Raw genomic sequence first — 25,825 nt, 5'->3', positions numbered from 1 at the left:
GTTACGCCAACCGCAGCGCCGGCAGTTTATGGCTCGAAATCGCCGTGTGCGCTCCCGCGCGCGTCAGCCTACCCAGCTGGCGACGTCCGCTGCGACGCGGTTCGCGGCGTCGTTGAGGGCGCGGCCTACTCCGACCGGCTCCACCGCGGAGATCGGCACGCGCGCTTCGAAGCGACGCTGCACGACATTCGCGCCGGCATTGGTGAGCCGCTGCGCCTCGTAAGTGACGACCGCTTCCATCCGGTCCGCATCGACGCCAAAGTCCATTAACTGCCCCGCCAGCAGCTCGCCGGGGCCAGCGACATACTGGCTTTCGTCGAGCACCAGCCGTCCGCCACGCGCGGCGACCGTTTCGGACAGCAGCCGCTGGAACAGACGCGCAGGCGCTTCGACCCACTGCACATCCTTCACATAGGCGATGTCGGTGCCGGCGGTGGTCACCGGCACGCGCTGGGTCCGGAGCTTTTGCGGCACGGTCGGCACGAGGATGGTCAGCGCCGCATTGACCGCGCCGCGCCGTTCGGTGCCCGCCGCGACGCCGCCCGACGCGGGGCTGAGCGAGAGCAGGCTCTTCGGCGGTTTCGGGGTGAGGCTGATGCAGCCCGACAGCAGCAGCGCCGCGCCCGCCACCGCGCTCAATGCGCTCGCGCGCGTCATCGTGTCGCGTCCGTTCGGCTTCATCACTTCTTGCCCTCGTAATCGGGAAGGCGCGTGCCGAGCACGCCGCCCGCCCCTTGCGTATCGATACGCTCGGCGACCGATCCCAGCGCCTGACTGGTCTGGCGGAGGTCGCGGATGAGCGCATTCGCTTCCGGGATGGTGCGCTCGCTAAACGATTGCAGCCCCGGGCGCGCCTCCGCGATGGCTGCCTGCAATGACGCGATCGACTGCTGCGCCGACGCGACGGAGCGCTGCAGATCGCGAGCGATCGGAAGACCCTGCTCGTTGACGAGGCCCTGCGTGCTGTCGGCGAGCCGCCCGACCGCCGCCGCCGCCTCGCCCGCCTGACGCGCGGCGATGCGCGCATCGCGCAGCGCGGCATCGAGCTGCGGCGTCGTATCCGCGACGTTGCCCGAGATGCGATCGAAGTTGGTAAGGATGCTGGCGAGGCTTTCGCGATTGCGGTCGTCGGCGAGCTGGCCGACCCGTTCGGTGAGGTCGCTGATGCGCTGCAGCAATTGCGGCGCGGTGTTGAGGATTTCGCCCAACCCCGCGAGCCGGGTCGGGATTTCAGGCCGGCCGGCTCGGCCGATGGCCGTGATCGGCGCGGCGCCCGGACGCGCACCGTCGAGTGCCACTTCGCTCACCCCGGTGAAGCCGACGCCGCTGATCGCCGCGGTGGTGCCCTGCAGCACCGGCGTATCGGGATCGACCTCAATCCGCACCCGCGCGAAGCGCGGGTCGGGCAGCCACAGCTTGATGTCCTTCACCTGCCCCGCAGGCACGCCCTTGATCTTGACCGGCGAGCCTTTGTTGAGGCCCGAGACCTCCTGGCTGAAGAAGATGTCATACTCGACCCGGTTTCGGCTGCCGGCGTTGGCGAGCCAGACCGTGAAACCGCCGATCGCGAACAGCAGCAACAGCGCGACGGTGCCGACCAGGAGGTTGTTCGAGCGGGTTTCCATCAGCTTTGATCCTCGGGTCGTCGGGCCGCGGCGTCCGCCTCTGCGGGGCGAGCGCGATCGTCGGCCGACGTCACATTCGCTTCGGACGATAGCGGTCTGCGGTCTGGGTGGGCAGTGTCATCGATCGACGGGACTTCGGCCGTGGTGTCCGCGCCCGCCAAAGCGCTGTTCGCACCCGCCGCCATGCGACCGCGCGGGCCGCCGAAATATTCCGCAATCCAGGGGTGGTCGGTCGCAACCAGCTCATCGATCGTCCCAACCGCGATGACCTTTTGGTCCGCCAGCACCGCCACGCGGTCACAGACGCGGTGCAGCGTGTCGAGGTCGTGGGTGATCAGCAGCACAGTCAGTCCCAGCGTGTCCGCCAGCTCGCGAATCAACTTGTCGAACGCCGCCGCCGAAATGGGGTCGAGCCCCGCGGTCGGTTCGTCGAGGAACAGCAGCGCAGGATCGAGCGCGAGCGCCCGCGCCAGCGCCGCGCGTTTGATCATGCCGCCCGACAGCTCGGCGGGATATTTGGGGCCCGCATCGGCGGGGAGACCCGCCAGCACGACCTTGTAGGCCGCAATCTCGTCGAGGAACCGCTGGTCGTAGCGCGGATAATATTCCTTGATCGGCACCTGCACGTTTTCAGCCACCGTCAGCGTGGAAAACAGCGCGCCGCCCTGAAACAGCACGCCCCAGCGCCGGCGCACTTCCCGCATCGTTTCGGGGTCACCGTCGCCATTAGCGTGCTGGCCGAATATCTGAATATCGCCCGCGACCGGCTGCTGCAGCCCGATGATCGAGCGCATCAGCACCGATTTGCCGGTGCCCGACCCGCCGACGACGCCCATGATCTCCCCGACCTTTACGTCGAGATCGAGGTCGCGGTGCACGTAGTTTTCGCCGAAGGCGTTCGACAGGCCGCGCACCCGGATGGCGAGGTTGCCCTCCATCGCCTCGTCGAGCGCGGGGACCTCTTCTTCGCTCTCGTCGATCTGGAGCAGGTCCATCAGTTCCACCCGATCGAGGAGAAGAACACGGCGAAGAACGCGTCGAGGATGATGACGAGGAATATGCCCTGCACCACCGCCGCGGTCGTGCGGCGGCCGACCTCCTCCGCGTTCGCCTTGACCTCGAAGCCATGATAGCAGCCGGTCACCGCGACGATCAGGCCGAACACCGGCGCCTTGATCAGCAGCGCCCAGAAATCGGTCATCGGGATGATGTCGCGGAGCAGCTGGAGGTAGGTCAGCGGCGGGATGCCGAGGCCGACCCAGCTGAACACGCCGCCGCCGATGATGGCCCACACCGCGGCATAGAACCCCAGCAGCGGCATCATGATGATCGTCGCCAGCACCCGCGGCACCGACAGCGCTTCGGTCGGATCGACGCCGATGGTGCGCATCGCGTCGACCTCTTCGGTCAGCTTCATCGTGCCGATCTGCGCGGCAAAGGCGCTGCCCGATCGCCCCGCGACCATGATCGCGGTCATCAGCACGCCCAGCTCGCGCACCGACGATCGCCCAACGAGGTTGACGGTGAAGATTTCAAGCCCGAACTGTTCGAGCTGTACCGCGCCCTGCTGCGCGATGACGATGCCGATCAGAAACAGCATCAGCCCGATGATCGCCAGAGCGGTCACGCCGACCGACTCCATCGCCGATATCAACGCCGACCAGCGGATGCGCCGCCGCGGTCGCATGAGCACGCGACCGAGCCCGATCAGCACCCCGCCGAGGAAGGCGACGAGCTGCATGAATTCGCGGGCGATCAGCGTCAGCGCCGCGCCCACGCTTTCGACAAAGCGCGAAAACCGCCCCGCCCGGTCGGGACGCAGCCGCACCGGCTGGTCGGCGTTCCGCACCGTTTCGATCAGCCGCTGCGCATCCGGGCTGGCCCCGTCGAGCTCGGCCCCGGTGTCCTTGACGATACGTTCGACGAGCCACGCACCGACGGTATCGATCCGCTCGACATTGTTGAGGTCGATGCGCGCGATGCCACCGCGCCGCGCAAGATCGCCCATCAGCGCATCATACATACCGCCGATGCGCGCCAGCGTGTAGCGGCCGGAAAGCCGCAGAACGCCGTCGCTGCCGTCCCCTTCGAACGCATATTCGGCAGCCAGACCCATTGCGACGCTTGTGCGCGGGCGGGCCGCCGGGGGCAAGCGCTTTTCAACGCACCGCCCTTCCGCCCCGCGCCGCGCTTGCCTAGAACGCGCGGCCATGGCGCTCTACCTCCCCGTCGCGAACATGAGCGTGAACGTGCTCGTCATCATCCTGCTCGGCGGGATGGTGGGACTGCTGTCGGGCCTGTTCGGGGTGGGTGGTGGGTTCCTGACCACGCCGCTGCTCATTTTCTACGGCATTCCCCCGACCGTCGCCGCCGCCTCTGCCGCCACGCAGGTGACGGGGTCGAGCGTCTCCGGCGTCACCGCGCACGTCCGGCGCAAGGGCGTCGATTTCGAAATGGGCGGGGTATTGATCCTGGGCGGGCTGGCCGGGTCGCTGCTCGGCGCATGGCTGTTCGAATGGCTGCAGGGCGCAGGCCAGATCGACCTCGTCATCAACGCGACCTACCTCATCCTCCTCGGCTGGATCGGGACGCTGATGCTGCGTGAGAGCCTCGCCGCATTTCGTGCCGGGCGCGGCGACAAACCTGTTCCCGCGCGCAAGCGCCGCCACCACCCGCTCGTCGCCAACCTGCCCTGGCCCTATCGTTTCCGCGCGTCGGGACTGTACCTGTCGCCGATCGCGCCGTTCGTGCTCGGCGTGCTGACCGGCATTCTGACCATGCTGCTCGGTGTCGGTGGCGGGTTCATCATGGTGCCGGCGATGCTCTACATCCTCGGCATGAGCGCGCGGGTAGTGGTCGGCACGTCGCTGTTCCAGGTCCTGTTCACGACCATCGCCAGCACGCTCATCCACAGCGTCACCACGCACGCGGTCGACATCGTGCTCGCGCTACTGCTCCTGATCGGTGGCGTGATCGGCGCGCAATTCGGCGCGCGGCTGGCCCTGCGTATCGACCCGGTGAAACTGCGGCTTGGCCTGGCGCTGCTGGTGCTCGCGGTCGCGGTGCGCATGGGGCTCGGCCTCGTCTGGCGTCCCGACGAAATCTATTCGGTGCAATGGATGTGAGGGCAATTGTCACAGGCTTGGCCCTCGCGCTCGCCGTGCCGGCGCAGGCGGCGCGCGAGCCGGTGCTGGTGCCCGACGTGTCGGTGCGCGAAATCGAAATCAAGTACAGCTTCACCGGCGAAGATCTGCTGCTGTTCGGCGCCATCCTCTACCCCGACGGCCGCGCGCCCGACGACCAGCGGAGCGACATCGTGGTGGTGATCAAGGGCCCAGTGGCGCCCGTCCGGCTGCGCGAGAAACAGCGCGTGGCGGGTGTGTGGGTCAATGCCGACAGCGTTCGCTTCGGCTCGGCTCCCGGCTTTTACGCGCTCGCATCGTCGCGTCCGGTCGAGCGGATCGTCGATGAACGCACGGCGGCGGTGTTCGAGCTTGGCCTCGGCAACCTTGCGCTGTCGCCATCGGGTTTCTCGTCGGGCGAACAGCTTCGACGTCTGGAGGCGGGGTTCGTCGACCTGTTCCGCCGCGGCGGGCTGTTCGCCGAGCGCGAGAACGCGGTCGAGATCACCAACGGCGTACTCTACCGCGCGCGCCTCGCCATCCCGGCGCAGGTGCCGGAGGGGGAATATACGGCCGAAACCTACCTGATCCGCGGCGGCGACGTGCTGGCGGTGGCGTCCCGCGACATCCGGATCCGCAAGACCGGGGTCGACCGCTTCATCGCCGACGCGGCCGCCAACTGGGGGCTACTCTACGGCATCGTCGCGATCGCGCTGGCGGTGGGCATGGGGCTCGCGGCAGGCTGGTGGTTCGGACGTCGATGAAGCGCGTTATCGGCTGGCTCGTACCGGACCGTTTCATCCTCGTCCTGATCGCGACGGTCGCTTTGGCGAGCGTCCTCCCGGTGCGCGGGAGAGAGGTCGCGGTCGCCAACCTCGTGTCATCCGGCGCGGTGTTCGTCATCTTCCTCCTCCACGGCATCCGCCTGCCCCGGGCGGAAGTCATCGACGGTCTGCGCGACTGGCGCACGCAGGGCACGATCGCCCTGTTCGTCTTCGGCATCATGGGCGCAATCGGGTTCGCGCTGTGGCGCCTGACCGACGGGGCGTTGCCGGCGATGGTCGCGCTCGGCTTCCTATACATCGGCGTGCTGCCCACCACGGTGCAGTCGGCCACGACCTACTGCAGCCTCGCGCGCGGAGCGGTCGCACTATCGGTCGTGGCGAGCGCGCTCGACAATCTCGCCGCAGTGCTGGTGACGCCCTCGCTGTTCGCGCTGCTCGCCGGCACGGCGGGCGGCGTGAGCCTTGGCGCGAGTCTCGCCGTTCGTGTCGCGCTGATCCTGCTGCTGCCATTCGCGATCGGCCAGGTCATCCAGCGTTGGGCACGTCCGTGGGCCATGCGCAACGCCGCACTGGTCAAGCGCATCGATCAGGGCGCCATCGCCATCGCCGTCTATGTCGCCTTCTCCGCCGCAGTCGTGCAGGACATCTGGAGCAAGCTCGGCGCTGGCGAGCTCGCCATCCTCGCCGTCGCGGTGTCCGCAATGCTGGCGGCGGGCTTTGGCGGCGCCTGGTTCGTCGGAAGCCTTGTGTCGCAGCGCAGCGACGTCCGCACCGCCATCCTGTTTTCCGGCGCACATAAGTCGATCGCGGTCGGCGCACCGCTCGCGGCGCTGATGTTTCCCGCCAACGTCGCCGGCATGGTGCTGCTGCCGATCCTCGCCTATCATCTCGCGCAATTGATGATTTCCGCCTGGATCGCGCCGCCGCTGGCAAGGCGCAACGCGGCGGAAGTCTTGCGGCGCGAAGCTGTCTTATCTAACTAGAACACGGCCCTATCACCGGAGACGACATGAGCGACCCGCTTTCGACCCCGCTGCCGACCAAACTCGCCGAAGCCGAGCCGGCGCTCACGCTCGATCCGCCCAAGCCCGTGCCCGCGGTTGCCCCCGCCAAGGCCGCGGGCCTCGTCAGCATCGGCGACGAGGTGCGCACCGAACTCGACAAGCGGGTCGAGGCGTTTGTCGACGAACTCGTCGCCGCCGACACCAACAGCCCCGAATTCGGGCGCAAGGTCGATCAGCTGACCAACATGGGCCGGTCCGAGATCGCGGCCGCCGCGCAGCAGTCCAACCGCTTCCTCGACCGCCCAGTGCGGGCGATGGACCGCGACGGCAACGTCGGCCAGGACCTCGTCGCGCTACGGCAGGTGGTGGAGGACTTGGACCCCGGCCGCGCGGGCAAGATCCGCGGGCGCAAACTGCTCGGCATCATCCCGATGGGCGGATCGCTGCGCAGCTACTTCGACAAATATCAGAGCGCGCAGAGCCACATCAGCGCGATCCTCGCCCGGCTCGCCAGCGGCAAGACCGAACTGATGAAGGACAATGCCGACATCGATGTCGAGCGGCAGAATCTGTGGGCGGCAATGGGGCGGCTCGAACAGATGTCGCACATGGCGGGCAAGCTCGACGAGCAGCTCGAGGCGAAGGCGGCGGAGCTCGACTCGACCGACCCCGACAAGGCGCGCACCATTCGCGAAAGCGCGCTGTTCTACGTGCGCCAGCGGCGGCAGGACATCCTCACCCAGCTGGCCGTGAGCGTGCAGGGCTATCTCGCGCTCGACCTCGTCAAGAAGAACAATGTCGAGCTGGTGAAGGGCGTCGATCGCGCGTCGACCACCACCGTTTCCGCGCTGCGCACGGCGGTGACCGTCGCGCAGGCGATGACCAACCAGAAGCTGGTGCTCGGGCAGATCACCGCGCTCAACACTACCACCGCGGGGATCATCGATTCGACCGGCAAGCTGCTCAAGGAAAACACGCAGCGGGTGCACGAGCAGGCCGCCGCCTCGACCATCCCGATGGAGACGCTGCAGCGCGCTTTCCAGAACATCTACGACACAATGGACGCGGTCGACACGTTCAAGCTGAAGGCGCTCGACAGCATGAAGACGACCATCGACACGCTGTCGGTCGAGGTCGAGAAGTCCAAGGGCTACATCGCCCGCGCCGAAGGGCAGGCCCAGGCGCAGGCGCAGCTGACCGGCCGCGACAGCCCGCTTGCGGCGATCGAGGGGTGACCGCTTGAGCGAGCCCGTCCGCCCTGCAGCGCCACCGATGGCGCCGACGCTCGCGCCGGTCGAGCCGACGGCGGGATCGCTGCAGCCGCTGCCGCAGCCGATCGGCCCGCTGCCGCGTAGCCAGTCGGTCAGCACGGCGGTGGAAAGTGCGGAAGTCGCCCTCCGCCGCCAGCGCAGCGCGGCGATCGCGCGGCCGGTGCAAGCGCAAAAGCGCGGCTTCGCCCGGCGGGCGAAGCGGGTGGCGATCGCTTATTTCAGTGGCCTCCTCGCGCTGGTGATCGGCGCGGCGGTGGCGTCGGGCCTCCTCGGCGGCATCGGCATCATCGGCTTCACGCTGATGATGCTGTTGGCGATTTTGCTGGTCCCGATCGCGCTGTCGTTCGGCAAGGAGAAAGCGCTCCGTCCGGCCGACCTCGGCCGCGCCGATGTCGCGCAGATCGCGGAGCGGACCAACGTCTGGCTCGGCCAGCAGCGCCGCGCCCTCCCCGCGCCCGCGCAGACGCTGGTCGACAGCATCGGCGAGCGTATCGCCCAGCTCGGCCCGCAATTGGAAGCGCTCGGCGGCGCGTCGCCCGAAGCGGTCGAGACGCGGCGCATCGTCGGCGATGAGCTGCCCGAACTTATCCGCAGCTACCAGTCGGTTCCCACCGCCATGCGGCGCGAAGACCGCAACGGCCGGGTGGCGGAGCGCGACCTCATCGACGGCCTCGCCAGCGTCGATCGCGCCATCGATCGGCTCAGCCGCGACCTTGCCGCGCGCGACATGGACCGGCTCGCGAGCCATTCGCGCTACCTCGAATCCCGCTACGGCGAGAGCGACGCCCCCGCCCGACCCCGCCACAGCGCGGTCGAATAGTCGAGCTTCGCATCGAGCGTGGCTTGGCGCAGATAGAAGCGCAGGTCGCGGATGCGCCGCCCGAGCGCCGACCCACGCGCGTGAAGCGCGGTCCCGACGATACGCTCGACCAGGGCAAATTGCCGCAGCGCCGCCGCCTCGATCGCCTCGCGTGCCTGAAGCGCGGCCATGATCCCGCGGTCGGGATCGCCGCCTGTCTCGACGGAGTGCGCGGCGTGGCGCGCCCACAGCCGCGCGCCGTCCGCTTCGATCGCGACCAGCCCGAGCCGGTGGTTCTGGCGCACGTCGCCCGCCTGCCCGCGCGCATCGAGCCACGTCGCGGCACCGCGCGCAATGTCGGCCATTGCGCCGGCATAGGCCGCTCCGAGCCGCCACAGGCCGCCGTGGAATGCCGGCTCCGCCAGCATCGCGTCGGGCGCGCCTAGCGGCTCCCCCGCCAACCCCTCGCAGTCGAACCCGCCCGAGGCGCTGCCCACCATCGCGATGACGTCCCACTGGTCGGGCCGGTGCCGCGCGGCATCATCGGCATCGACCAGCAGCATCTGCAACCCCGCTTCGGTCCGCGCGGTGACGATGGCGCCGGTTACCGCGCCAAGCCCCGAGGCGAACGCCTTGGCGCCGTGCAACCGCGCGCCGTCCCACGTCACCCCCGCGCCCGGCGCATCGGCGCCCCACACGCCCAGCATGGCGCCCGCCCGCGCCGCCCGCGCCACACGCTCGCGCTGCGCCGGATCGCCACAATCGTCGACCAGCCGCAACGCGTTGAGGTGCCCTTCAAACAACCGCGCCATCGCGACGCTGACGCCGCCGAGCGCAAACAGTCGGTGAAACGCAAGCTCCCATCCGTCCGCGCGCGCCGCCTCGACCGCCTCGGCCAGCCAGCCAGCCTCGCGCAGCAGCGCCACCGCCTCGCGCGGGTGCGCGGTCCCGCGGTCGAGGCCTTCGTCGAGCGCGGCGATGGCGGGCAGCGGGTCGATCATGCGAGCAGTTCCTCCAATCGCGCGACCGCGCGCTCCAGAGCTGCGACGTCGAGCGGGTGGTGCGCGAGCGCGGGCGTCGCCGCCTCCACCGCCGCCCAGGTCGCGCCGAAATGCGGCAGCGACGTCACGGAAGCGACGCCGTGCTCCTGCGCGAAGTCCGGCCACACGCCGGCCGTCCACGCAGCACGTCCGGCGGCGCGCACCCGCACCCGGTGCACGAGCGTCTCGGCATCCTCGAACTGCTCGTCGCTCCGATATTCAGCGTTCGTGCGCGCCGCGAGCGCGTCCGCCATGCCACCGCTCGCGCGCCCCACCTGTCGCCCCGAAGCGGTGACGTGCGGGCCGACCGCGTGCCGTACCCTCGCATCGATCGCATCGAGCGCGGCGAGCAGCGCGCGGTCCTCGCCGCTCGCTATCGCAGGCACGCCGCCGACACGCTCCAACGCCGCGCGGGTGATGCCGATGTTCGCGCCGCAGCGCTGCGCGTGACGGGGCGCGGGATCGTGGGGACGCGGGTCGAAGCGCGCCTCCGCCGCCGCCCGCAGCGCGAGGTAGCGCCACTCGAGATCGCCGATCTGCAACGCCTCCGGGGGTTGGTGCTGCAGCTCCGCCCAGTCGCCGCTGACCCGCCCTGCAACCGCATCGACCCCGTCGAGCGCCGCCTCCATCTGCGCGATCCAGTCGGGGTCAGGCACGCAGTCGGCATCGGTGGTCGCGATGCGCTCATCACGGTCCGCCGCGAGCGCCAGCGCCATCCGCCGCGCAAAACCCGCACCCGGCGGGTCGAGCGTGACCTCGACCACCTCCGCACCCCGCTCGCGGGCGATGGCGGCAGTGGCGTCGGTCGCATTGTTGACCAGCACCAGCACCGCCGCCCCCTGCGGCATCAGCGCATCGAGACAGCGACCGATGAGCGCCGCTTCGTCGCGCGCTGGGATGGCGACGATCATGGTGCGCGCTCGAACACGTCGATTCGCAGCCGGTCGGTGCGCGTTACATCGATCCGGCGCCAGCCGGGGAGGTGCGCGATCAGCGCTTCCGCCGCCATGTCGCCACTCAAAGCGCATTCGGTCTCGCCGAGATAGTTGGTCGCGACGATGCGCGCACCGGCCGCCGCCGCCGCATCGCAGCGCCGCGCCAGATCGATCACCCCTTCGAGCCCGAGGTAATAGAGCATGTCGGAGAGCAGGAGCGTGTCGAACGGCCCCGGTGGCATCGCCAAAGGCAGCGCACCGTGAAGCAGGGTGACATTGTCGAAACCCCGCACCCGCTCGCGGGCGTGCGCGACCGCCGCCGCCGATGCCTCTACCGACACCACCTCGTCGGCGACCAGCGCCAATCGCTCGGTCAAGGCGCCCGCCGCCGCACCGGCCTCGAACAGACGCCCCGGTCGGGCGGGCAGCGCGGCGAGCGTGCGTTCGAACCGGTCCGCCTCATAGGATTCGCGGTCATAGCCCCACGGGTCGGCGTCGCTCTCGAACATCGCATCGAAATGCGCCGCGCCAACCGCCCCGCCCTCCCCCGGCAGCACGACCGGCGCGACATATTCGAAAGCGAGAAATGCCTCGACCACGCCGGCCGCAAGGGTGAAGCCGCTCGGGTCGGTGGTCTGGCTGACATGCGCGGCGATGGCGCGGGCTTTGGCCTCGCGCTCGTCGCCGACATCGATCGCCTGCCAGCGCGGGCGCGCCTCGAACAGGCCATCGACGCGCTGGCTGATCGGCATAACCCACAGCGCCGCGCCCAACCGTTTGCCCAGCAAGCGGCTCGCGACGCCGAACGCCGCGCGGTGATCGTCGTGGCCGTCGCTCGGATCGGTAACGAGCAGCGTCGCGTCGGGCGGTATGGCTTTATGGAGTTGCGCCAGGTCGAGGGCGGCCGCGTCGAGCGCTCCATCCGCCACGCCCAGCGCCGTCACCGCCTCCTCGCCGACGCCCAGCTCGCCCAGTCCGGCGTAGGTCTCGGCGAGCCGCCGCTCGGCGAGGCCGTCCGCGTGCGGGTGGCTGGCGCTGCCGTCGGTCAGCAAAACGACCCGTACCGCAACGCCCGCCCTTGCCGCACGCGCGATGATCGCGCCGGCGCCGAGCACCTCGTCGTCGGGGTGGGGCGCGAGCACGACCAGCCCGCCCGCCTCGATCCTCATGCCGCCGCCAGCGCCCGGGTCAGCCACGCGCGCGTCGTGTCGGTCATCGGCAGCGCGTCTTGCAGCGCCAGCCGCTTCGGCGCGGAGACGAAGGCGAGGCCCACGTCGGGCAGATCAATCGGCACCGCCTCCCAGCCGCCGCCGTACTTCCAGCGCGCGATCGTCTCCCACACCGCGGCGCGGTCGCCCTCGCGCCTTTCGCTGCGGTAGCCGGTGGCGGCGTACGCGGTGAGGCTGTCGCCCTGCTCATATTTATCGAGCAGCACGTCGTCGATGAACCAGATATTCGCCCCCGCCATCAGCGCGCGATTGCGGAGGTCGCGATCCTCCTCGACGCTGTCGCGAAAGCCGCCGATGCGGTCGAACAGGCTGCGGCGGAACAGCCCGGAGTTGACCAGCACCCAGTCGCCCAGCGGCCCGCTGCCGAATTGAAGGTTTGGGAAAAAATCGTCGAGCAGCGACAGCGTCCTCGCGATCCGCGCGCTCGACCCGTCCGCCATGACGAACCGATGCGCGGTGAGCACAACGTCGATCGCCGCCGCCCCGCCCGGCGCCTGTTTGCTGGCGAGGTGCCAGGGAAGGCACGGGTCGGCGCCGAGGTCGGTGCGCGTCAGGATGCGCTGCTGCCGCAGGATCTTGTCGCGGTGCGGAATGTCGTCGCTGTCGTGAAAGCTGATTGCGTCGCACGGCGTCAGCGCAAGGCCGACATTCTTCGCCCCCGCCGTACCGGTGTTGGCGCCCAAGGCGACGTAAACGAAGCGCGGATGGTCGAACCAGCGCGCCACCACCTGACGCGTCGCATCGCTCGATCCGTCGTCGACGACCACGACAAGCACGTCGTGCTGCACCTGCGCCAGCGCGCTTTCGACGGCCTGCGGCAGATGATGCGCCCGATTATAGGTCGGGATGACGATCGCCGACCTCATGCGGCGGCGGATCGCAGCGATCGATCGACGATCGGACCGGTGACGAGACCCGCCGCACATAGCGCGGTCAGCGCGGCGGCGATCGACCAGCCTTGCACGGCCAGCGCAACCGCAACGACCAATGCCAGGGCAGAGCCGAATGTGTCGACCATCGGACCGCGCGCGACGATCTGCCTCGTCTTGGGTGTCCGACGAAAGCGCAGCGCCCGTCCGAATAATGCCGGCCACCACGCGACGCTCGACGTCCACAACAGCGCGCTTTTCACCAGCAGCAGCCGCGGCTCGCTCATCGCAATCGCACGCGAGGCCAGCACGACAAGCGTCCCGAACAGCGTAACGCTGGCGATGAGCGCGACAAAAGAGGCCATCGGCATGTCGTCGCCGGCGAGCGCTAGCCATGCAAGGGCCACGACGGGCACGGCGACGAAATTCGGCCAAGCCGTGAGTTGAGCAACGACGGCCGCAACACCGCGCCGACCCCATCGGCGCTGGCGGAGCATGTCGACCAGCGTCTGCACATTGCCGGCCACCCAACGTTGGCGCTGGACCCGCAGCCCCGCGAGATCGACCGGCAGCAAACCGTGACCGACGACCCGATCGACGTAGCGACCGTTGAGGCCGAGGCTCCACAGGCGAACGCCGAGCTCGGCGTCTTCGGTGATGGTCGCGGTCGGCCACCCGCCCGCCGCCGCAAGCGCTCGGCGATCGATCAGACTCAGCGTCCCGGTCAGCAGCGGCGCTCCCGCCGCGTTGGCGGCGATGGGGAAGCGCTGGAAATAGGCGCGCAATTCACGCTCGACCGCCTGCGCACGACCCACTCCGCGGTAGGCTTGCGGAAACTGCACGAAGTCCGCACCACTCCCCTCCGCCTCGGCCACGGCGAGGGTGAGGAAATCCGGTGTCACCTGATAGTCGGCGTCGACCACCGCGACGTAGCGCGCGTCGCTGCGCGTCGCATCAAGCGCGATGTTGAGCGCGCCCGCCTTTGCGCCGACCACACCGTCCCGATGGAGGAAACGGAAACGCGGACCCAGCATTTTGACGTGCGCTTCCACCGGTTGCCACACGGCGACATCGGGCGTGTTGTTGTCGATGACGAGCACGTCGAACGACGGGTAGTCCAGCGCTGCCAGTGCGTCGAGCGTCGCTATCACCATCGTCGGCGGCTCGTCATAGGTGGCGATGTGGACGGATACGTGGGGGGGCGAGTTGGGCCCGACGCGCGCCCGTACATCGCCCCCGGCTCGCGCGCCGGACAAGGGCAGGCGGGCAAGCAGCGTTGCCGCGAATGCGAGCAGATTTACAACGATCAGCGCCACCATCGCGATCGTTATGATGTTGACGAGCAAGCGGACCTCCCCAGCGCGCACGGCGTCGCGCGGACTATGAACGCGCGCGGCGCGTCCAAGTGCCCGGATTAACTTCGCAGGATCGCAAGCGCGCGCGCGTGAAGATCCGGGGGAGCCACCAGCAGGTCGTCGATCCGTGTCGACTCTTCGTTGTACCGCAACGGCTGGCCATCGATGCGGGTCGCAGTGAGACCTGCTGCAAGCGCAACGGCCACCGGCGCGGCATTGTCCCACTGATGCTGACCACCGCTGTGGACGTAGATGTCGGCCTCCCCGGTAATGACGGCGGCGATCTTGGCGCCTGCCGAACCCATCGGCACGAGTACACCGCCCAGTCCCGCTGCCAGCCGGTTGGCCTCGACCGGCGGTCGTGTCCGCGAGACGAGAATCCGCGGTCGAGCCGGAGCCTCGCCGCGTTTGGGCGCTTCGTCGGAGCGGAGCGTGAGGCCTCGCGCTGGCAGCGCCACGGCCCCGACAACCGCCTGCCCATTGATTGCGAGACCGACGTGCACCGCCCAGTCGTCCCGACCTTCCGCAAACTCGCGCGTCCCGTCGAGCGGATCGACGATCCAAACCCGCCGCGCCGTCAGGCGGGTGCCGTCGCAGCCATGCTCTTCGCTAAGAAGCGCATCGTCCGGGCGGCCTGCACAAAGACGCTGCGTGATGAAGTCGTCCGCCAACCGATCCGCCCGCGCCCCGCAATCGGGCGATCCGCCCAATCGCCGCCGGAGGTCCAGCAGCAGCGCGCCCGCCCCTTGCGCGATATCCGCGGCAAGTTCGGCGTCGGTCATGCGCGGAGCAGCTCAAGGATCATCGCCACGGCATCATCGACGCTGGTGACGCTCGTGTCGATGCGCAGATCGGGCGCTTCGGGCGGCTCGTAAGGGCTGCTGACGCCGGTGAAGTTGGCGATCTCCCCGGCCCGGGCGCGGCGATACAGGCCCTTGGGATCGCGGCGCTCCGCTTCGGTGAGCGGCACGTCGACATGCACTTCGATGAACCGGTCATCGCCCAGCAATGCGCGGACCAACGCCCGGTCGGCGCGATAGGGCGAAATGAAGGCCGCGATCACGAACAGCCCGGCATCGACCATCAGCCGAGCGACCTCTCCCGCGCGGCGGATATTCTCGATCCGGTCGGCCTCGGTGAAGCCCAGATCGCGGTTGAGACCGTGGCGCAGATTATCTCCATCGAGCAGCGTGGCGTGGCGCCCCTTTGCGGCCAGCGCACGGTCGAGCGCATCGGCGATGGTCGATTTACCCGCCCCCGACAGGCCGGTCAGCCAAACCAGTCGCGGCCGCTGTCCGAGCAGCGCCGCGCGCGCCTGCGGGGTCATCGTCACCGGCTGCGGGCGAACGGTGCTCGACCGATAAAGCGCGTGACGGATCATCCCCGCGCCCACCGTCGCCTGGCTATCCATGTCGATCAGGATGAAGCCGCCAAACGCGCGATCCTGCGCATAGGGCCGAAACGACAGGCACGTGTCGCAGGCGATCTTCGCAACGCCGATGTCGTTCGTGGCGAGCGTTCGCGCGGCCATATGCGTGCCGCTATCGACGTCGACGACATGGTCGGGAGCGCGCACCACCGCGACCGCTTCCTGCGCGCCGAGCTGCATGCGGTAGCCGCGACCGACCACCAGCGGATCTTCCGCGAACCAGAGAAGGTCGACCTCGAACTGGTCGGCGCTGTCGAGCTCTGCGGCGTCGGCCAGCAGCACCGCACCGCGACCGGCATCGAGCGGCGGATCGAGGATCACGGCGACCGGGTCGCCCCCTTCGGCGCGGGAGTTGCGGACACCGCGACACCACAGCTCGGCGGCCGTCGTCGACGCTCCCGTGCCGCCGGCGAGCCGCATGCGGTCGCCAACGCTCAACGCTCCCCCGCGAAGCGTGCCGGCCAGCGCCCGCCCGCCCCCCGCCTGGCGCGCCACCCACTGCACCGCCAGCAGCGTGCCGCCAGCGTCGGATGCGGGCGGCTCCAGCGCGTCCAGCGCTTCAACCAGCGTCGGCCCCTCCCACCAGGCGAGCCGATCACCTCGCGCGCACAAATTGTCGCCATCGCGCGCGATCACCGGCAACGCCTGCGCACGAGCAAAGCCCAATTCGTGTGCGAGCCCGGCGAACTCCGCCGCGATGTCCGCAAAGCCGGCTCGCGGGTCCGCCACCAGGTCGAGCTTGTTCACCAGCAGGAGAACGTCGCCAACCCCCATCAGCGCGCAAATGCGCAAGTGGCGCCGCGTTTGGGTAACGATGCCGGCGCGCGCGTCGACCAGCACCAGCGCCGCATCGGCGGTCGATGCCGCGGTCGTCATGTTGCGCGTATATTGCTCGTGCCCCGGCGCATCGGCGACGCGATAGCGCCGCTGCGCCGTCTCGAACCCACGCCAGGCAAGGTCGATCGTGATGCCCTGCTCGCGCTCCGCCACGAGCCCGTCGAGCACTGCCGAATGATCGCCCCCGGCGCGCCCGACCGCTTCCGCCTGCTCGATCGTCAGCGCGCCAAGCTCGGCGAGCAGCCGCCCGAGTAGCGTGGATTTGCCGTCATCGACGCTGCCGCAGATGACCAGGCGAAGCAGCGGACTTGCCGACACGATCAGAAATATCCCGCCCGCTTGCGCGCTTCGAGCCCCGCGTTCGCTCCGTCGCGATCGATCAGGCGCCCCGCGCGCTCCCCCGTCCGGGTCGCGGCGAGCTCTTCGATGATCGCGTCGACCGTCTCGGCCTCGCTCTCGACCCCGAGCGTGAGCGGATAGCAGCCGAGCGTGCGGAATCGGACGCGACGCCGCTCCGCGACCTCTCCCGGCAACAAGCGGCAGCGTTCGTCATCGACCATCATCCAGCCGCCCGGCCGCCGCACCACGTCGCGCACCGTCGCAAAGTAGAGCGGGACCACGTCGATGTCCTCGCGAGCGATATACGACCACACGTCGCGCTCGCTCCAGTTGGAAAGCGGAAAGACGCGCGCGCTCTCGCCCGCGGCCACGCGCGCATTGTAGAGCGACCACAGCTCGGGTCTCTGACGACGCGGGTCCCATCGCGCCCCTGCGTCGCGGATCGACACGACCCGCTCCTTGGCCCGCGCCGGGTCCTCATCGCGTCGCGCGCCACCGAAGGCGAGGTCGAAACCACCCGCCGACAGCGCCTGTTTAAGCCCTTCGGTTTTCCACAGGTCCGTGTGCCGCGCGCCGTGGTCAAACGGGTTGATGCCGTCCGCGACTGCGTGCGGATTGCGGTGGACGATCACCCGGTGGCGCGTCGCGAGCGCATCGCGTGCGCCGTACATCGCAGCGAACTTCCACGTCGTGTCGACGTGCAGCAGCGGGAACGGCAAGCTCGCCGGCGCGAACGCCTTTTCGGCGAGCCGCAGCATCACCGCGCTGTCCTTCCCCAGCGAATGCAGCAGCACCGGCGCGCGCGCCTGCGCGGTCGTCTCGCGAAAGATATGGATCGCCTCGGCCTCGAGCAGGTCGAGCAGCGCGGACGAGGTCCTGGTCATCGTCGCCGTCAGTGCGTGCCCCGCAAGGCCTGCACCTTGTGCATGACCGCGGCGATGATCCCGCCGACGATCAGTCCGAACAGCCCCGACATGAGCGCACTCACCAGCCAGCCCTGCACGCCGCCGCCGATCGACGACGCGATCCCCTTCACGAAATCTTCGGGCGCGTGAAAGCCGAGCACGCCCATCCCGTGCAGCAGGATCTGCCCGCCGACCCACAACATCGCCGCGGTGCCGATCGTCGACAGGGCGGTGAGCAGTTTGGGCATGGCCCTGACCATCGTGCGACCCAGACGCTGCGAGCCGGGGTTGCTGCGCCGGCTGAGGTGCAAGCCGATGTCGTCCATCTTCACGATCAGCCCGACCGCGCCATAGACGAGGAGGGTGATAGCAATGCCGACGAGCCCCAGCACCAACGCACGTTCCCACAGCACCGTGTCCGCGATCTCCGCGAGCGCTATCGCCATGATCTCCGCGGACAGGATGAAGTCGGTCCGAATGGCGCCGCTGACCCGCTCCTTTTCGAACGCGACCGGGTCCTCGATCGGCCCGTCGAGCGTTTCGCCATGCGTGGCGCCTGTGACCTTTTCGATCACCTTCTCCGCGCCTTCGAAGCAGAGGTAGGCGCCGCCGACCATCAGCAGCGGCGTGATTGCCCACGGCAGAAACTCGCTCAGCAGCAGCGCCACCGGCAGCAGAATGACGAGTTTGTTGAACAGCGATCCGCGCGCGATCTTGGCGATGATCGGAATTTCGCGGTCGGGCGACAGGTTGGTGACGTAGGAGGGGGTCACCGCCGCGTCGTCGATCACCACGCCGGCCGCTTTCGACCCCGCCTTGGCTGCGGCGAGCCCGACGTCGTCGACCGAAGCCGCCGCCATACGCGCGATCACCGCGACATCATCCAGCAGCGCAGCAAGACCCGACGGCATTCAAACCCCTCAAAGCAACATCGCGCCACCATGCGCGGCGCTTGCGCTAGCCGATCCAGGAGGGCGCGCAAAGGGACGTTGCGAGATCATCGCGCCACGGGCGAACCACCCCACCGGAAACCGCACTCACGCTGCGACCGGCTGTCAGACCCCCGGCAGCTTCTGCGCGGCGAAGCCCCAGCCCTTGAGCGCCTTGGTCGCCGCACGCTCGTTGAGTTCGGTGGCATCGTGCAGCGTCCAGCGCGCCGCGGTGTCGATCTTCGCCAATTCCTCCCATGTCACCGGCGCCGCCACTGGCGCGCCTTCGCGTGCGCGCACCGAATAGGGCAGTACGGCGGTAGCGCCGCGCTGGTTGCGCAGCCAGTCGATGAAGATGCGCCCGACGCGCTTCGCCTTGCTCATCGTCGCGACGAAGCGGTCGGGTTCGGCGAGGCTGAGCGCTTCGGCGAAGCGGCGGGCGAAATCCTTGTGCACCTCCCAGCTGTGGCCTGGGGTCAGCGGCACCACGACGTGCACGCCCTTGCCGCCCGAGAGCATTGCGAAGCTGACGAGACCGAGGTCGGCGAGGTGACGACGCAGATGCGCCGCCGCGTCCTTGGTATCCCCGAAATCGAGGCCCTCGTCGGGGTCGAGGTCGAAGATCATCCGGTCGGGATGTTCGACATCATCCGCGCGCGCCCCCCAGCCGTGGAACTCGATCGTCCCCATCTGCACGCACGATACGAGGCCCGCAGGCGTGTCGATGTAGAGATAATCTTCGCTGCTGCCGTCCTTTTCGCGGATCGGAACCTGCTTCACCTCCGCGCCGAACGAGCCCGCGTCATGCTTTTGAAAGAAGCATTTCTTGCCGCGCCCCTGCGGGCAGCGCACCAGGCTGACCGGCCGCGCGCCCGCGTGGGGGAGCATGATCCCCGCGACCTGGGCGTAATAGGCCGCAAGCTCGCCCTTGGTCTCGCCCGTTTCGGGGAACACCACCCGGTCGGGATTGGTCAGCCGCACCCCGGTGTCGGCGAGCGGGTCGACGGCGGGTTTGGCGCGCGCCTTCCTGGCGACCTTCTCGACGACTGCTTCCGCGGCGGGCGCTTCCGCGGCGGGGGCCTCCGTCTTCGCGCGCTTACCTTTCGCCTTCGTCTCGACAAGTCCGATGAAGCTGCCGTGACGAACGCGGCCCTCACCGGTCATCTCGGCAAAGGCGACCTCGGCCGTAAGCTCGGGCCGCACCCAGCGCGCGCCGCGTGCTTCGACCCGCGGCACCGCCACTGGCGCTTCCTCGACGATCAGCCCCTCAAGCCGCTGCGACAGCGCATCGATGGTGTTGTTGTCGAAACCCGTGCCGACCTTCCCGGCATAGACGAGCTCGCCCCCCTCTTCACGCGCGAGCAGCAGCGACGCGAACGGGCGCGCCTTGGTCGTGCTGCGCGACATGCCGATGATCCGGAACGTCCCGCGTCGGGTGCATTTGATCTTGAGCCAGTTTTTGGTGCGCTTCGAGTGGTAGGGCGCGTCGATGCGCTTGGAGATGATCCCCTCCTGCCCCGCCGCCCCCATCGCCGCGAACAGCTTCTCGCCTGACCCGAGCAGGTGGTCGGCGACGTGCAGCGGCGGCTGCGCATGGCCCATCAGCGCCTCGAGCCGCTCCTTGCGCACGATGTTGGGCAGCGCGGTCAAATCTTCGCCATCGACCTCGAGCAGATCGAACGCGAAGAAGGCGAGCGGGTGGTTCGGGTTTTCCGCCCCGTGCCCGCGCTTCAGCGCGTTCTGTAGCGTCGAGAAATCCGGGTTGCCCGCTGCATCCAGCGCCACGATCTCGCCATCGATCAACGCTGGCGGCAGGTCGAGCGCGGCGAAGCGACCGACCAAAGGCGCAAACTTCTCGGTCCAGTCGAGCCCGTTGCGGGTCCACACTGTCACCTTGCTGCCGCCCGTCGCGATCAGCGCGCGATAACCGTCGAACTTGATCTCGTGCATCCAGCCGTTGCCGGCGGGAACATCGTCGACCAGCGTTGCCAGCTGCGGCGGGCGGAAGGCGGGCGGCTGTTCCGGGGTCTTGCTGCGCCGCCGCTTGGAAACGCTCGCGTTGCGCGTCGCCGCCGCCTCCATCGCCTTGGCAAAGGCTCGGTCGTCCTTGCCCGCGAGCGGCTGCGTGTTGGCGGTATCCGCCGCAATCTCCGCCATCGTCCGCCCGGTCAGCACGCTGGTCAACGCGGTGTCGACAAGAACGTCGCCCTCGCGGGATTCACTATCGCGGATCTTGCGTAGCAGCCAGTTCTCGCGCTTCTCCCCCGGTCGGGGCTTGAGGCGGATCAGCAGCCACTCCCCCTTCATCCGCTCGCCCTGGAGCGTAAAGTGGAGGTGGCCTTCGTCGAGGTCTTTGGCGCTCTTGCCGGCGATAGGCGCCCAGCTACCCCGGTCCCAGAGCATCACCGTCCCGCCGCCATACTCCTTCTTAGGGATGTTCCCCTCGAAGTCCGCGTAGGACATCGGATGGTCTTCGGTGCGCACCGCCAGCCGCTTGTCGTCGGGGTCGATCGACGGCCCGCGCGTTACCGCCCAGCTCTTGAGCACCCCGTCGACCTCAAGCCGCAAGTCCCAGTGCAGCCGCGTCGCCGCGTGTTTCTGGACGATGAAGCGGTCGCCCTTCGCGCTCGGCGCGACCTCGCCTGCGGGTTCCGGCGTCAGCCCGAAATCGCGCTTGGCATTGTAGGCGGCGAGCGGGTCCGAGGCCGCCTTGTCCGGCGCGGCGGCAGCGGGGGACTTGCGCTTCGCCACGGCGGATCAGCCCGCCTTGCGCTTCTTGGGCGCGGGCGCTGCCTCCTCGTCCTCCGCCGGTTTCGCCTTTTTCGTGGCTTTGGGTCTTGCCGCCGACTTGGCTGCCTTGGCGGGCTTTTCGTCGTCGTTGGCTGCCGTGGGGGCGTCGCCCCCGACCGACTTTTTGAGCGCGGCCATCAAGTCGATGACGTTGCTGCCACGCGGGCTCGCGCTGTCGCCGGCGTCCTCGATGATCGTCGCGCCCTTCGCCGCCGCCTTCTTCTCGATCAGACCCTTCAGGGCGTCGATGTAGCGGTCGTGGAATTTCTCGGGCTCGAAGTCGCCGGACTTCTTTTCGATCAGCGTCGTCGCCAGCGCCAGCAGATCCTCGTCCGCCTCGCCTTCGTCGATCTCGCGGAAGTAGCTCTGCGCCTTCTGTACCTCGTCGGCGTAGCGCAGCGTTTCGAGAACGATGCCGTTGCCGCACGCGCGCAGCGCCACCAGCGTTGCTCGCCCGCGCACCGACAGCTGGCCGATCGCAGCCTTCTTCTCCGCCTTCAGCGCCTCGCGCAGCACGATATACGCCTCGTGCGCGAGCTCGTCGGCGGGCACGACGAAATAAGGTTTCTCGTAATAGAGCACCGGGATGTCGTGCACATCGACGAACTGGACGAGCTCCAGCGTCTTGCGGCTCTCGATCTTGACCGCTTCGATTTCAGCGTCGGTCAGCAAGACGAACTCGCCTTTGTCGCGCTCGTAGCCCTTGACGATCTCTTCCTTGTCGACCGCGCCGACGCCGGCGACGACCTTTTCATATTTGATCGGCTTGCCGGTCGGTTCATGGATTTGCCGGAACGACATCGACGCGCCGGACTTGGTCGCAGGGTAGATTTCGACCGGGATCGACACCAGCGCCAGTCGAAGCTGGCCTTTCCAATAAGCACGCGCCGGCATCGTCCTGTCCCCCGTTTGGCTAGCCCCAGTGAGTCACAAGCCGCAGACGCAGCGCCGGTTCCGATTCACGCTCCGACAAAGCGCGGCGTGCGGCGTGTGAACACCGCCTCGACCCCCTCGGCATAGTCGGCGGTCTTCCGGAGCTTCACCTGCTCAGCATATTCGTGCGCGAGCGCCACGCGCACCGCGTCCTGCAGCCCGGCGCGCATGGTCGCACGGGTCGTCTGCACCGCCAGCGGCGCGCCCTCCGCGATCGTCGCTGCGAGCGCCTGCGCTCCGGCCAACGCATTGTCCGCCAGTCGATCGACCAGCCCCCAGGCAAAGGCGGGCTCGGCACCATAGCGATCGCCGGTCAGCATCATTTCATGCGCGGCGCGGAGCCCGATCTGTCGCGGCAGCGTGTGGGTGAGCCCGAACCCCGGATGGAAGCCCAGCCGCGTGAAATTCGCCGCAAAGCGCGCACCCGCACTCGCCACGCGAAAATCCGCCACCAGCGCAAGCCCCAGCCCCGCGCCCACGGCCGCGCCGTGCACGGCGGCGACGATCGGCTTCACCGTGCCGAACAGCCGCACCGCCTGCGCGTAGAAGCGAGTCAGCGGGTCTTCGCCGTCCGTCGCCTGGCCGCCGACGCCCTGGGGGTCTACCAGATCGGCTCCCGCACAAAAGGTCTTGCCGCCCGCCGACAGCACGACAGCGCGCACGTGGGGATCCGCATCGGCCGCCTCGAGCGCGTCGGCGATGGCAGACAGCAGCGCCTCGCTCGCAAAGTTAAGCGGCGGATTGGCGAACGTCAGAGTGCGGACGTGATCGACGTCGCGGGCGAGGATCGAGACGCTCATGCCCCGACGATCCTGTCGCCGAGGCGGTGAACCTTGCCCGCCACCGGGGTCACCGCGCCACGTCGCGCAGGTGGATGTCCGCTTCGTAGCCGGTCGCGGTCACTCTCGCTTCGATCGACCCACCGACGGCGCGCAGCATACGCTCCTGCAACCCGCGCCCTTCGCCACCGCTATGCTGTTTGACACCCAGCACCGTTGCGACCGGACCATCGTCGCCGCGGGTTTCGCGCCAAGCGATGTTCAACCCCTCGCCCGGCAGGCATTGCGCGCTCACCCGCACCGAACCGCTGCTCCCCAGTGCGCCGTATTTGACGCTGTTGGTGCACAGTTCTCCCACCACCAGCGCGAGCGCCCGCGCGGCATTCTCCCCGAGTCGGCAGTCGTCCATTTCGCTGAGGTCGAAACGGCTTCCGCCGTCGAACGCCTCGGCAATCCGCCGCATCAATTGCCTGAGCCGGGCGCCGCCCCCGCCGTCGATCAGCGCCGACTGCACATCGGCAAGGCGCGACAGCTTGCTCGCCAGTTCGCGCGCGAATGCCTCGGCTTCAGGTGTCTCGCGCGCGCTCAGCATCGCCATCGACGCGCTGATCGAAAAGGCGTTGCGCAGGCGGTGGCGCATTTCGGTCATGGTCGCGAGCATCGCCTCCTCGCGCTGCTTGCGTTCGGTGATGTCGCGTGAGCTTCCAAGCAATGCGGCGACCTGACCATCCTGCCCGAAGATCGGTGACACCGTCACGTGCCACCATTTTGGGGTGCCCTTGCCGGTCGGGCAGAAGGCCTCGAACTCGCCATGTTCGCCGCGGGCGCCGGCGGCGATCGATTCCTTGACCACCTGTTGCCCATCCTCCGGCCAGAGCGACGGCCAGGGTTTGTCCTGAAGCGGTGCGAAATCGTCGATCTCCATTACCCGCAGGCCGCTGCAGCTCATGTATGTGAGCGAGCCATCGGGGCGCAGGAACTTTACGCAGTCGTCGCTTTGGTCGAGCAGCGACATGAGCGCGGACGTCGCGGACGACCCCGCCGCGTCGAGAAAGGTGATCACGCCCTCATCGCCACGGCTGAGCGGACGGCATTCGAGATCGGAGGTCGGCCCGAACGTCACCGGGGCCAACGTGCCGACACCAACAGAAGGGCGCGCACCCACTACAACAGCCGGTTGAGCATCGGAAGAGTCAGCCATAAACATATCGTTAGCGCAACAAAGCGCGCAACGCCATGCCGACGCGTTGCAACATCGATCAATCGCGCTGGATCCCCCGCGTGGATTCGAACCACGATTGACGGAGTCAGAGTCCGCTCTCTTACCGTTAGAGGACGGGGGAACGCGCCGGGGCCGTTTAGCTAGGAAGGACACGGGGTCAAGCCCCCCACCGGTGGCGGCCTGCCGCGGGACTGGCCCGATGACGCGGCGCGGAACCGTCGCCTGATCGTCGCGCCCTTGCCTCCGCCCGGAAGCAGCGTAGCATCCTCGATGGTGCGGCACGCGAAAGAGGAGCGGCAGCGATGCGACATGTGGCGATCGTGGGCTCCGGGCCGGCCGGATATTATACGGCGGAAGCACTGCAGAAATTGTGCGGCGACGCGGTCGCGATCGACCTCATCGACCGGCTGCCGGTGCCGTTCGGGCTCATCCGTAGCGGGGTCGCGCCCGATCATCAGTCGATCAAGGCGGTCGCGCGCCGCTACGAAGCGGTCGCGTTGACCGACAATGTCCGCTTCGTCGGCAACGTCGAACTCGGCCGCGATATCGCCATCGACGAGCTGCTGTCACTTTACGATGCGGTTGTGCTGGCGACCGGGGCGCCCGCCGACCGCTCGCTTGGCGTCCCCGGCGAAGACCTACCCGGAGTGGTCGGCAGCGCGCAGTTCGTCGGCTGGTACAATGGCCATCCCGACCATGCAGAGCTCGACCCGCCGCTGGGCGGAGAAGGAGTGGTGGTGATCGGCAATGGCAATGTCGCCCTCGACGTCGCACGTATTCTCGCCAAATCGCGTGCGGAATTGGCCGACAGCGATATCGTCGCCCATGCGCTCGAAGGACTTGAGCAATCGCGGGTGCGCGACATCCACATCCTCGGCCGCCGCGGTCCCCAGCAGATCGCGATGACGCCCAAGGAGCTTGGCGAACTCGGACAGCTAGAGCGCGCCGCGCCGCGGGTCGATCCCGCCGACCTGCCAGCCGACGCCAGCGATGCGCAGCTCGAGCCCGGCCAGCGCAAGTCCGTACAGCTGCTGCGGGAATATGCCCGGAACCCGCGCAACGCGCAGATTACAATTCACTTCGACTTCTTTGCGCGCCCCGTCGCGATCGAGGGCGACGGGCGGGCCGAGCGGGTCATCGTGGAGCACACTCGTTTGGACGACAGCGGCGCCGCCGTCGGCACGGGCGAGACCTACGCCGTCCCTGCCTCGCTGGTAGTGGCGTGTGTGGGTTATCGAACGCCATCGATCGAAGGCGTGCCGTTCGACGACGCGCGCGGTCGGTTCGCCAATGATACCAGCCGGATCGCACCCCGGCTCTACTGCGCGGGATGGGCGCGTCGCGGACCGTCCGGCACGATCGGCACCAACAAACCGGACGGCGCCAATGTCGCGCAGGCGATCGTCGAGGACTGGGCCGGGGCGGGCGATGCCGGTCGGCCCGGACGGGCGGGCCTCGATCGGCTCGCGGATGAACGCGGCCTCGACATAGTCACCTTTCGCGACTGGCAACGGATCGACGCGGCAGAGATCGCCGCCGCGCGCCGCGATGCTCCGCGCGAGAAGTTCGTGACGCTCGACACGCTCATCGACGCTGCCCGGGCGCCGACGCCCCCCGCTTAACGCTTT

23 protein-coding genes and 1 tRNA gene are annotated in these 25,825 nt (G+C 68.7%); 6 read left to right on the top strand and 18 right to left on the bottom strand.

The features are described from left to right. Positions 1-63: 63 nt before the first annotated feature. The 4 genes from ACRYJK_RS01710 to ACRYJK_RS01695 are packed head-to-tail and all read right to left on the bottom strand — an operon-like array spanning position 64 to position 3,741. Positions 64-681 (bottom strand): ABC-type transport auxiliary lipoprotein family protein, encoded by a 618-nt coding sequence (locus ACRYJK_RS01710; RefSeq protein ID WP_482665858.1) that lies wholly within the window; start codon positions 679-681, stop codon positions 64-66. Continuing rightward, positions 681-1,625 (bottom strand): MlaD family protein, encoded by a 945-nt coding sequence (locus tag ACRYJK_RS01705; RefSeq protein WP_482665857.1) that lies wholly within the window; start codon positions 1,623-1,625, stop codon positions 681-683. The genes ACRYJK_RS01710 and ACRYJK_RS01705 overlap by 1 nt, the downstream gene beginning before the upstream one ends. Further along, a complete protein-coding gene (locus ACRYJK_RS01700; RefSeq protein WP_482667374.1) occupies positions 1,625-2,614 on the bottom strand; it encodes an ABC transporter ATP-binding protein in 990 nt (329 codons plus the stop codon). The genes ACRYJK_RS01705 and ACRYJK_RS01700 overlap by 1 nt, the downstream gene beginning before the upstream one ends. Positions 2,615-2,619: 5 nt before the next feature. After that, a complete protein-coding gene (locus tag ACRYJK_RS01695; RefSeq protein WP_482665856.1) occupies positions 2,620-3,741 on the bottom strand; it encodes an ABC transporter permease in 1,122 nt (373 codons plus the stop codon). A gap of 94 nt (positions 3,742-3,835) precedes the next feature. Here ACRYJK_RS01695 and ACRYJK_RS01690 point away from each other — a divergent pair, with 94 nt between their 5' ends. From ACRYJK_RS01690 to ACRYJK_RS01670, 5 genes are read left to right on the top strand one after another with little or no spacing between them, the layout of a single operon-like run. Beyond that, positions 3,836-4,750, top strand: a complete 915-nt coding sequence (locus tag ACRYJK_RS01690; protein WP_482665855.1) for a sulfite exporter TauE/SafE family protein — start codon at positions 3,836-3,838, stop codon at positions 4,748-4,750. Then, complete coding sequence (locus ACRYJK_RS01685; RefSeq protein WP_482665854.1) at positions 4,741-5,511, top strand: TIGR02186 family protein; 771 nt, start codon at positions 4,741-4,743, stop codon at positions 5,509-5,511. The genes ACRYJK_RS01690 and ACRYJK_RS01685 overlap by 10 nt, the downstream gene beginning before the upstream one ends. After that, positions 5,508-6,515: a bile acid:sodium symporter family protein gene (locus ACRYJK_RS01680; protein ID WP_482665853.1), complete on the top strand. Its 1,008-nt coding sequence runs from the start codon at positions 5,508-5,510 to the stop codon at positions 6,513-6,515. The genes ACRYJK_RS01685 and ACRYJK_RS01680 overlap by 4 nt, the downstream gene beginning before the upstream one ends. A 26-nt stretch (positions 6,516-6,541) precedes the next feature. Further along, complete coding sequence (locus ACRYJK_RS01675) at positions 6,542-7,771, top strand: toxic anion resistance protein (protein WP_482665852.1); 1,230 nt, start codon at positions 6,542-6,544, stop codon at positions 7,769-7,771. Between the two features lie 4 nt (positions 7,772-7,775). After that, positions 7,776-8,627, top strand: coding sequence for a hypothetical protein (locus ACRYJK_RS01670; protein ID WP_482665851.1), 852 nt, complete (start codon positions 7,776-7,778; stop codon positions 8,625-8,627). On the opposite strand, the gene ACRYJK_RS01665 is transcribed toward ACRYJK_RS01670, so the two are convergent. From ACRYJK_RS01665 to ACRYJK_RS01600, 14 genes are all read right to left on the bottom strand, one after another. Then, positions 8,576-9,607: a hypothetical protein gene (locus ACRYJK_RS01665; protein WP_482665850.1), complete on the bottom strand. Its 1,032-nt coding sequence runs from the start codon at positions 9,605-9,607 to the stop codon at positions 8,576-8,578. The two genes, ACRYJK_RS01670 and ACRYJK_RS01665, sit on opposite strands and share 52 nt — an antisense overlap. Next, on the bottom strand, positions 9,604-10,557 hold the full coding sequence (locus ACRYJK_RS01660) for a glycosyltransferase family 2 protein (protein WP_482665849.1): 954 nt from the start codon (positions 10,555-10,557) through the stop codon (positions 9,604-9,606). Before ACRYJK_RS01660 ends, ACRYJK_RS01665 begins: the two co-directional genes overlap by 4 nt. Further along, entirely contained in the window at positions 10,554-11,777 is a 1,224-nt protein-coding gene (locus ACRYJK_RS01655) for a bifunctional PIG-L family deacetylase/class I SAM-dependent methyltransferase (RefSeq protein WP_482665848.1), read from the bottom strand. Before ACRYJK_RS01655 ends, ACRYJK_RS01660 begins: the two co-directional genes overlap by 4 nt. After that, entirely contained in the window at positions 11,747-12,676 is a 930-nt protein-coding gene (locus ACRYJK_RS01650) for a glycosyltransferase family 2 protein (RefSeq protein ID WP_482665847.1), read from the bottom strand. The genes ACRYJK_RS01655 and ACRYJK_RS01650 overlap by 31 nt, the downstream gene beginning before the upstream one ends. Further along, the gene (locus ACRYJK_RS01645) at positions 12,673-14,025 is read right to left on the bottom strand and encodes a glycosyltransferase (RefSeq protein ID WP_482665846.1); all 1,353 of its coding nucleotides are present in this window, start codon (positions 14,023-14,025) and stop codon (positions 12,673-12,675) included. The genes ACRYJK_RS01650 and ACRYJK_RS01645 overlap by 4 nt, the downstream gene beginning before the upstream one ends. 68 nt (positions 14,026-14,093) lie before the next feature. Then, positions 14,094-14,816: a 3'(2'),5'-bisphosphate nucleotidase CysQ gene (locus ACRYJK_RS01640; RefSeq protein WP_482665845.1), complete on the bottom strand. Its 723-nt coding sequence runs from the start codon at positions 14,814-14,816 to the stop codon at positions 14,094-14,096. Next, entirely contained in the window at positions 14,813-16,618 is a 1,806-nt protein-coding gene (gene cysC / locus ACRYJK_RS01635; RefSeq protein WP_482665844.1) for an adenylyl-sulfate kinase, read from the bottom strand. Before cysC ends, ACRYJK_RS01640 begins: the two co-directional genes overlap by 4 nt. 2 nt (positions 16,619-16,620) lie before the next feature. Then, a complete protein-coding gene (cysD, locus tag ACRYJK_RS01630; RefSeq protein WP_482665843.1) occupies positions 16,621-17,523 on the bottom strand; it encodes a sulfate adenylyltransferase subunit CysD in 903 nt (300 codons plus the stop codon). A gap of 8 nt (positions 17,524-17,531) precedes the next feature. Next, on the bottom strand, positions 17,532-18,455 hold the full coding sequence (locus ACRYJK_RS01625; protein WP_482665842.1) for a DUF808 domain-containing protein: 924 nt from the start codon (positions 18,453-18,455) through the stop codon (positions 17,532-17,534). A gap of 144 nt (positions 18,456-18,599) precedes the next feature. After that, on the bottom strand, positions 18,600-21,224 hold the full coding sequence (gene ligD, locus ACRYJK_RS01620) for a DNA ligase D (protein ID WP_482665841.1): 2,625 nt from the start codon (positions 21,222-21,224) through the stop codon (positions 18,600-18,602). 6 nt (positions 21,225-21,230) lie between these two features. After that, positions 21,231-22,157, bottom strand: a complete 927-nt coding sequence (gene ku, locus ACRYJK_RS01615) for a non-homologous end joining protein Ku (RefSeq protein ID WP_482665840.1) — start codon at positions 22,155-22,157, stop codon at positions 21,231-21,233. 65 nt (positions 22,158-22,222) lie between these two features. Beyond that, the gene (locus tag ACRYJK_RS01610; protein WP_482665839.1) at positions 22,223-22,996 is read right to left on the bottom strand and encodes an enoyl-CoA hydratase/isomerase family protein; all 774 of its coding nucleotides are present in this window, start codon (positions 22,994-22,996) and stop codon (positions 22,223-22,225) included. Positions 22,997-23,045: 49 nt separating this feature from the next. Continuing rightward, positions 23,046-24,098: a PAS domain-containing protein gene (locus tag ACRYJK_RS01605; protein ID WP_482667373.1), complete on the bottom strand. Its 1,053-nt coding sequence runs from the start codon at positions 24,096-24,098 to the stop codon at positions 23,046-23,048. Positions 24,099-24,244: 146 nt separating this feature from the next. Then, positions 24,245-24,318, bottom strand: a tRNA-Gln gene (locus ACRYJK_RS01600). Positions 24,319-24,499: 181 nt separating this feature from the next. On the opposite strand from ACRYJK_RS01600, the gene ACRYJK_RS01595 reads away from it, so the two are divergent. After that, a complete protein-coding gene (locus tag ACRYJK_RS01595; protein WP_482665838.1) occupies positions 24,500-25,819 on the top strand; it encodes an FAD-dependent oxidoreductase in 1,320 nt (439 codons plus the stop codon). Positions 25,820-25,825 lie beyond the last annotated feature (6 nt).

Source organism: Sphingomonas sp. BLHR8 (genome assembly GCF_056821725.1).
This window is presented reverse-complemented; position numbering and strand designations above follow the sequence as displayed.

Coding starts and splice junctions, on each gene's coding strand:
- ACRYJK_RS01680 (WP_482665853.1), top strand. CDS start 5,508: ATGAAGCGCGTTATCGGCTGGCTCGTACCGGACCGTTTCATCCTCGTC.
- ACRYJK_RS01640 (WP_482665845.1), bottom strand. CDS start 14,816: ATGACCGACGCCGAACTTGCCGCGGATATCGCGCAAGGGGCGGGCGCG.
- ACRYJK_RS01625 (WP_482665842.1), bottom strand. CDS start 18,455: ATGCCGTCGGGTCTTGCTGCGCTGCTGGATGATGTCGCGGTGATCGCG.
- ACRYJK_RS01685 (WP_482665854.1), top strand. CDS start 4,741: ATGGATGTGAGGGCAATTGTCACAGGCTTGGCCCTCGCGCTCGCCGTG.
- cysD (WP_482665843.1), bottom strand. CDS start 17,523: ATGACCAGGACCTCGTCCGCGCTGCTCGACCTGCTCGAGGCCGAGGCG.
- ACRYJK_RS01705 (WP_482665857.1), bottom strand. CDS start 1,625: ATGGAAACCCGCTCGAACAACCTCCTGGTCGGCACCGTCGCGCTGTTG.
- ACRYJK_RS01610 (WP_482665839.1), bottom strand. CDS start 22,996: ATGAGCGTCTCGATCCTCGCCCGCGACGTCGATCACGTCCGCACTCTG.
- ACRYJK_RS01595 (WP_482665838.1), top strand. CDS start 24,500: ATGCGACATGTGGCGATCGTGGGCTCCGGGCCGGCCGGATATTATACG.
- ACRYJK_RS01690 (WP_482665855.1), top strand. CDS start 3,836: ATGGCGCTCTACCTCCCCGTCGCGAACATGAGCGTGAACGTGCTCGTC.
- ku (WP_482665840.1), bottom strand. CDS start 22,157: ATGCCGGCGCGTGCTTATTGGAAAGGCCAGCTTCGACTGGCGCTGGTG.
- ACRYJK_RS01660 (WP_482665849.1), bottom strand. CDS start 10,557: ATGATCGTCGCCATCCCAGCGCGCGACGAAGCGGCGCTCATCGGTCGC.
- ACRYJK_RS01675 (WP_482665852.1), top strand. CDS start 6,542: ATGAGCGACCCGCTTTCGACCCCGCTGCCGACCAAACTCGCCGAAGCC.
- ACRYJK_RS01665 (WP_482665850.1), bottom strand. CDS start 9,607: ATGATCGACCCGCTGCCCGCCATCGCCGCGCTCGACGAAGGCCTCGAC.
- ACRYJK_RS01695 (WP_482665856.1), bottom strand. CDS start 3,741: ATGGGTCTGGCTGCCGAATATGCGTTCGAAGGGGACGGCAGCGACGGC.
- ACRYJK_RS01710 (WP_482665858.1), bottom strand. CDS start 681: ATGAAGCCGAACGGACGCGACACGATGACGCGCGCGAGCGCATTGAGC.
- ACRYJK_RS01650 (WP_482665847.1), bottom strand. CDS start 12,676: ATGAGGTCGGCGATCGTCATCCCGACCTATAATCGGGCGCATCATCTG.